The following is a 5929-nucleotide window of genomic DNA, read 5'->3' as shown; positions in this document are numbered from 1 at the left end:
AGTGGAAACCGTAAATAAGGCGAATAATGCGGTACCGAGCAGCCGGAAAATTAACGGCAAGGCGTTGAGTGGGGATGTCAGTTTGAATGCCGGGGATGTGGGGGCGATAAGCTCAAATCAACTCGGTGAAATTGTCAACGGTGGAAAATTTAAGAACTATTTATCAACTGGTTTTTATCGAGTAGCTGTGCCCAACCCATCGTCTGTATCTGATTTTCCGTGCGACGGCAACATGTACGGCTATGGAATTCTTGATGTGCAAAACGCCAACGGAGTCATTTTGCAGCGGTACATATCGCATCACGGCGATATTGCGACGCGACAGACATGGGGTGGGCCGGAGCAATACCTACCTTGGACTATTCAATATAGCACGCAGAATAAACCTACTGCTGAGGATGTGGGGGCTTTATCAGGTAAACAATATATTAGTAGTCTGACAGTACAAACATCGGCTTGGGTAAAAATTGCTGAAGTAACAATGAAAGTGATGAGCACTATCAATATTAATATTGTTGGTGGTTCAGGGTACAACGTTGGAAATTTTGAGCAATGCGCTATCACTAATATAGTTTTAAGAACAGGGAATGGATACCCACATGGAATCAATGCGGTGATGTACACAGTTAATACCACTGCACCTACTGACTTAGCAACTGTTAATACATCTGGTGATAACTATGATATTTACATATTCATTGGTCCTTTTGCCCAAAACATAATTTTAAATGCTTTTATGTCAGATAATGCAACTGTTAATCAGTTATTGAAGATAGCAGAGTTATCAGAAGTCCCCAAAGGGGCGGTTAAGGGGAAAGTTTACTCTTATTTATTATCTGGAAGAGAAAGAGATATTTATCCAGTAGGTGCTCCAATTCCGTGGCCGTTACCGAATGTGCCTGCTGGCTATCTCGCATGCAACGGTCAAGCATTTAATAAATCGCTATATCCACAATTAGCTATGGCTTATCCATCCGGTGCGCTTCCTGATTTACGCGGTGAATTTATCCGTGGTTGGGATGATGGGCGCGGTGTAGATCATGGTCGTGGGGTTTTGTCGTGGCAAGCTGACGAGTTTAAATCCCATAGCCATACTTTGAATGGAGATGATGCAGGCTCATCGGGTAACCGAGTTGGCAGAGGTAATAGAAACCCGCGTGGTTTAGGCCCAACTAACGAAACAGGCGGAAATGAAACCCGCCCCCGTAACGTCGCATTTAATTACATAGTGAGAGCAGCATAATGACTGAACAAAAATACTCTTTAGAATATGAGATTGCCATATTGGGTAAAGATGGATTGGCAATAAAAGCAGGCTGGTTGACAATTTACCACGCAGCTCCTCATTCAAGGGAATTTATCGGCGCAACACCAGAATATCTGATGGAGGGAATAGGAATATCGGCCAGTTCCTATGCAGATGCTCCGACACTTCCTGAATCTGATTCTATGGCTGTCAGGCGCACGGCAGATGGAGAGCACTGGGAAATTGTCCCCGATTACCGGGGAAAAACAGCTTACAACACACAAACTCGCTTACCGCAGGAAATTGCTGATCTAGGTGAATTACCCGAAACCCTGACATTCGAACAACCGGCTACTCATTTTGATCGATGGGATGGCTCAAAGTGGGTAACTGACAAGGTGGCAATAAAGGATAGTGAAATTGAGCAGGCAGAACAACTACGCGGTGCATTGTGCACACAAGCCAATGAAACTATTAAGTTGCTCCAATATGCCGTTGATACTGAATTGGCTTCGGAAGAGGAACAGGCACTGTTACTTGAATGGAAAAAATATTTGGTATTACTGAACCGTGTTGATACGTCATTGGCTCCTGATATTGAATGGCCGGAAATACCAAAATAAGTTACATCTTTTGGTAAAAGATCTTCTATGAGTGGTTTGTTGGATTTGACAAATTCATCAGATCACTCAGATCAAATTGAGCCCCTTCAAAATGACCTACTATTTTAAGAGATTATGTAGTAACAGGGGAGCATAGAACTGTCCAGCATTGCTCTAACGGGAGGAAAACTTCACCGCGCGATGTATACCCTGTCAATATTGTTGGACATGTTTTTAATAAAATTATAAGATGCTTTTTGTTGTTATTCTAATGTTCTTTAACAACTATAAAATCAGGGTCAGTCTTTGTTTCGTGCTATAAGTCCGATATCAATTATAGCAATGTTGTTCAAATATACATTGAATGCAATAATCATAAATTATCGATATCCATCAAAGGGGGACATCCTATTATGAAAAACATTATATTTATAGCTCCAGAGTTTCACTCTATCCCCCCTACCTATTCGTCTGCTGTTGAATGGTGGATTTATAACGTTGCAAGAAAATCAAATGCCAAAAACATGATAATTTGTAAGGGTGAGCGTGATGAAAATAAAATAGAAATAATAAATGAAAATTCCACTATATATAGAATCAGAATTAGTCGAATTTATAAAAGAATATTTAAAAAATGGACTAGATTAGATCCATTTCCTTATAGTAAAAGAATCGTTTCAAAGATTCGTCAGATAAATAAAGAAAATGACTCAATATTAATAGTTCATAATTCCATTACATTATATAATGAAATAAAAAAATTCTATCCAGAAGAATTAATGATTCTTCATATGCATAATAAAAAAATGCAGCACATCTTGATTACAGGACAAAGTTAATTACACCAAGTGTTTTCTTAGCTGATTTCTTTAAAAAAGAAGTTTCAGATATTAATGTAAAAGTAGTTCCTAATGGTATTAGCAAAAATATGTATAATTCTAATTGGCATTGGAACAGAGAAAAATTTAACTTACAAGATGAAGATATTGTTATTCTTTATGCAGGAAGATTAGATAAAGGTAAAGGTGTTATTGAGTTAATGAAATCAATAACCATACTGCAAAATACAATAAAAAACATAAAATTACTTATTGTGGGAGATTATAAAACCAAGAAAAGACAAGGCCTTGAAGATTATAGAAAAAAAGTTATTGAGCAAGCTAAGGAGATGAGCTTATACTGTGTTCTTGCGGGAAATATTCATCCCAATGATATGCATAAAATCTATCCATTAGCCAACTTAACCGTGGTTCCATCATTGACAGATGAAGCTTTCTGTATGGTCGCTTTAGAATCAATGGCTAGCGGTACTCCTGTCCTTGTAAGCCCTAGAGGCGGAATAAAAGAGTTTGTCATACATAATGAAACTGGTTTTCGTTTGAAGGAACCCTTATCCGTTGAGAGTATTTCTTTAGATATCAATGAAACCCTGAATAATCCAAATATAAGAGCTATTGCTGAAAAAGCAAAATTAACCGCACTTAATAATTACGATTGGAAGAATATAAATAATAAACTTATCGATGTTTTAAACGAATGGTTCTAGAATAAAGCCGTCAATCAAGACGGCTCAGACCGCTGACTTTAGTCGGTGGTTGTTGGGTTTTACTTAAAAATAATATTGTTGATTTTCTTATATATAAGATATAAAAAAACAAGATCCCAATAATTCCGGATGAAAACCACACTGTAAGATATATATTATGAGGGCCTAATGAACTTTTAAATGTCCACTCCTCATGATTAATAACATTATCATTGTATACAGAATTATATATTTCATTTCCTGCCCCATATCCCAAAATAGGGTTCTCCAATATTAGTGTTAAAGCTGAACCTTGTGTCCCATTCTTATATCTATGGCTACTGTCAAGCTGCTCCATTTTTGTTAAAAGCATAGATTCATTATTATTGTGTAATTTAATTATAGAAAAAACGGTAACCCCAGAAATTAATGTAATTATAAAAAGTTTCCAATCTCTATTTATTAACAAAATAAACATATGCATAAAAAATACAGCAAGCCAGGCACCTCTAGAGAGCGTTCCTAGTAAGATAAACAATACTAATGCGGATAAAGATATTACACCAAGCAAACTAAAATAGCTTTTTTTGTTAATAAGATACCACGCAGATAGTAAAACAGGAAAGAAAAATACAACACCATCCGACACACTCCTATAGTTAGTATTAGAAAATGGCATGATATTTTTTCTATAATCAATGTAATACAAATAAATTTCTTTTAAGGTTATCAGTAATAATCCTACAAGAAAACAGCATAAAAGCATTTTCTTTATTTTTAAACCACCTTCTTTAAATAATAAAATTGATATTAAAATAGCAACAATAAATACATCCCTAAAAAACGGGGTCTTCATTTCGCTAAAACTAATTGAAGGATTTTTAGATATAAAAATAGAATAAATGACCGTAAGGGAGAAAATGCATAGTGCAAAAAATATTTTATTTTTTACTGCATTTACGTATATTTTAGGATATTTACATAGATAAAAAATCGATGTGATTGCCATCAGTATGAGAAAGAGATTTTTATATCTAGTAACATCAGTTAAATAGACAAGAGAAACATAACCACCAACCAAAAAAGTATTCTACGATATATTTCTCTTTATTAATTCAATAGTCATTAGTAATACCAAAATGTGATTTATCAATGTTATTATTCTAATACATAACTCAATATAAAAACAAAATTTTTGTACATTTACAAACAGAATATTTACTTTTTTTAAATCTCATGCTGATTTACAGCAGTAGAAACCAAAAATCTGTGTTTTTTGATACTTACATCACCGAAAAATCGTTTATCTCACTCTTGAATTCATCATCATGTTTGGTCATAAGAACTGCACCTTGATCAGCTGGGTGTCCAACCTTTCGGGGGCAGTTCATCACGATCTTACGATTATTTTGGTAACTCCGGCCATTCAATATTGGCAGCTAATAAAGTATCGACCCGATTGAGTATCACTCTATACTTCTTCCATGCCAACAGAGCGGTTTTTTCTTCATCAGAAGCAATGTTTAAATCAATTGCATCTTGTAGTGGTGCGATTTTGTTTGTTGCCTCTATTAACAATATTGTCTTCTGATTTTCTACCTGCATAACCAACTCTTTCTTCGAGTAGATACGTTTTATGATCGATACTCCGTCGAACATCCAATGACCATTAATATCCATATTAGCAGGTATATACTCAACCTCAGTGACACTCATATTAAAAGGAAACAAACTAGATACATCGGAAGAATACGAAGTGATAATACCATTGTTATCATACTGAATTTTTATTGTATTTATAGCAAATTTATTCTGACACTCGTACCAATCTTCCCCTTTTTCGGAACGCAAATACATCACTGAATTGTCTGATTTTCCATAGATATCTATGGGTGTATATGGAGTAAAATTTTTTATATTAATCATAATTGTGCCACCGTTACCCAAATGCCATTTTTATATACCTGGACGTAGCAAGCTGTTGCACGATTCCAATCACCAACATCAACTGTTTGAATGAAAGAACCTTGAGGAGCAGTATAGTAACGCCCATCACGCGGAATAGAGAAAGGAGTAGATAGACGAACATCATTAGTTACAGCGCGAACTTTAGCATCAACCTCAACTTTCGTATACGCTCCTACATCCCCAGCATTCAAGCTGATATCTCCGGTCAACGCTTTACCATTAACTTTCCTGTTATTCGGTACCGCATTATTAGCCTTTTGAACACTAATATCACTCGTATAGACGCATTCGCCACCTAAGATTGTTTTACCTGTTGAATTTGAAAAACGCGCAAATAGCCGACCAGACGAGTTAACCCAAATCTGACCATAATCATTATCACCAATGCTGACTCCACGAGCATAGCTGGTAGATTCGCTACTTCGAAATGGGCCGTTATAACCCCAATCAGGAATTTTGCTGACAGTTTTCAATGCCGGAAAAGCCCCCACATCTCCGGCACTCAAACTGACATCCCCGGCCAACGCCTTGCCGTTAATTTTCCGACTGCTCGGCACGGCACTTTTCGCCAACGCCACCGTTTCCGTC

General features: G+C 36.4%; 6 protein-coding genes and 1 pseudogene. 4 read left to right on the top strand and 3 right to left on the bottom strand.

All coding sequences use genetic code 11. From position 1 onward, the window contains the following. From EAE92_RS23685 to EAE92_RS23670, 4 genes are all read left to right on the top strand, one after another. The coding region (locus EAE92_RS23685; protein ID WP_214069818.1) for a tail fiber protein at window positions 1–1243 on the top strand (1243 nt) is incomplete at its 5' end. Beyond that, window positions 1243–1869 (top strand): tail fiber assembly protein, encoded by a 627-nt coding sequence (locus EAE92_RS23680; RefSeq protein ID WP_214069817.1) that lies wholly within the window; start codon window positions 1243–1245, stop codon window positions 1867–1869. The genes EAE92_RS23685 and EAE92_RS23680, both read left to right, overlap by 1 nt. 392 nt (window positions 1870–2261) lie before the next feature. After that, window positions 2262–2687, top strand: a complete 426-nt coding sequence (locus EAE92_RS23675; RefSeq protein ID WP_214069816.1) for a hypothetical protein — start codon at window positions 2262–2264, stop codon at window positions 2685–2687. Window positions 2688–2776: 89 nt separating this feature from the next. Continuing rightward, window positions 2777–3394 (top strand): glycosyltransferase, encoded by a 618-nt coding sequence (locus EAE92_RS23670; RefSeq protein WP_214069815.1) that lies wholly within the window; start codon window positions 2777–2779, stop codon window positions 3392–3394. Window positions 3395–3404: 10 nt separating this feature from the next. Here EAE92_RS23670 and rfaL read toward each other — a convergent pair whose 3' ends face one another. From rfaL to EAE92_RS23655, 3 genes and pseudogenes are all read right to left on the bottom strand, one after another. Next, entirely contained in the window at window positions 3405–4454 is a 1050-nt protein-coding gene (gene rfaL, locus EAE92_RS23665) for an O-antigen ligase RfaL (protein ID WP_214069814.1), read from the bottom strand. A 323-nt stretch (window positions 4455–4777) separates the two neighbouring features. Beyond that, the gene (locus EAE92_RS23660) at window positions 4778–5299 is read right to left on the bottom strand and encodes a tail fiber assembly protein (protein WP_214069813.1); all 522 of its coding nucleotides are present in this window, start codon (window positions 5297–5299) and stop codon (window positions 4778–4780) included. Beyond that, a pseudogene (locus EAE92_RS23655) lies at window positions 5296–5929 on the bottom strand (hypothetical protein); the annotation flags it as partial. The pseudogene EAE92_RS23655 and the gene EAE92_RS23660, both read right to left, overlap by 4 nt.

Origin of the sequence: Photorhabdus hainanensis (assembly GCF_018448965.1) — a bacterium.
In the GTDB taxonomy this organism is placed as follows: domain Bacteria; phylum Pseudomonadota; class Gammaproteobacteria; order Enterobacterales; family Enterobacteriaceae; genus Photorhabdus; species Photorhabdus akhurstii.
This window is presented reverse-complemented; position numbering and strand designations above follow the sequence as displayed.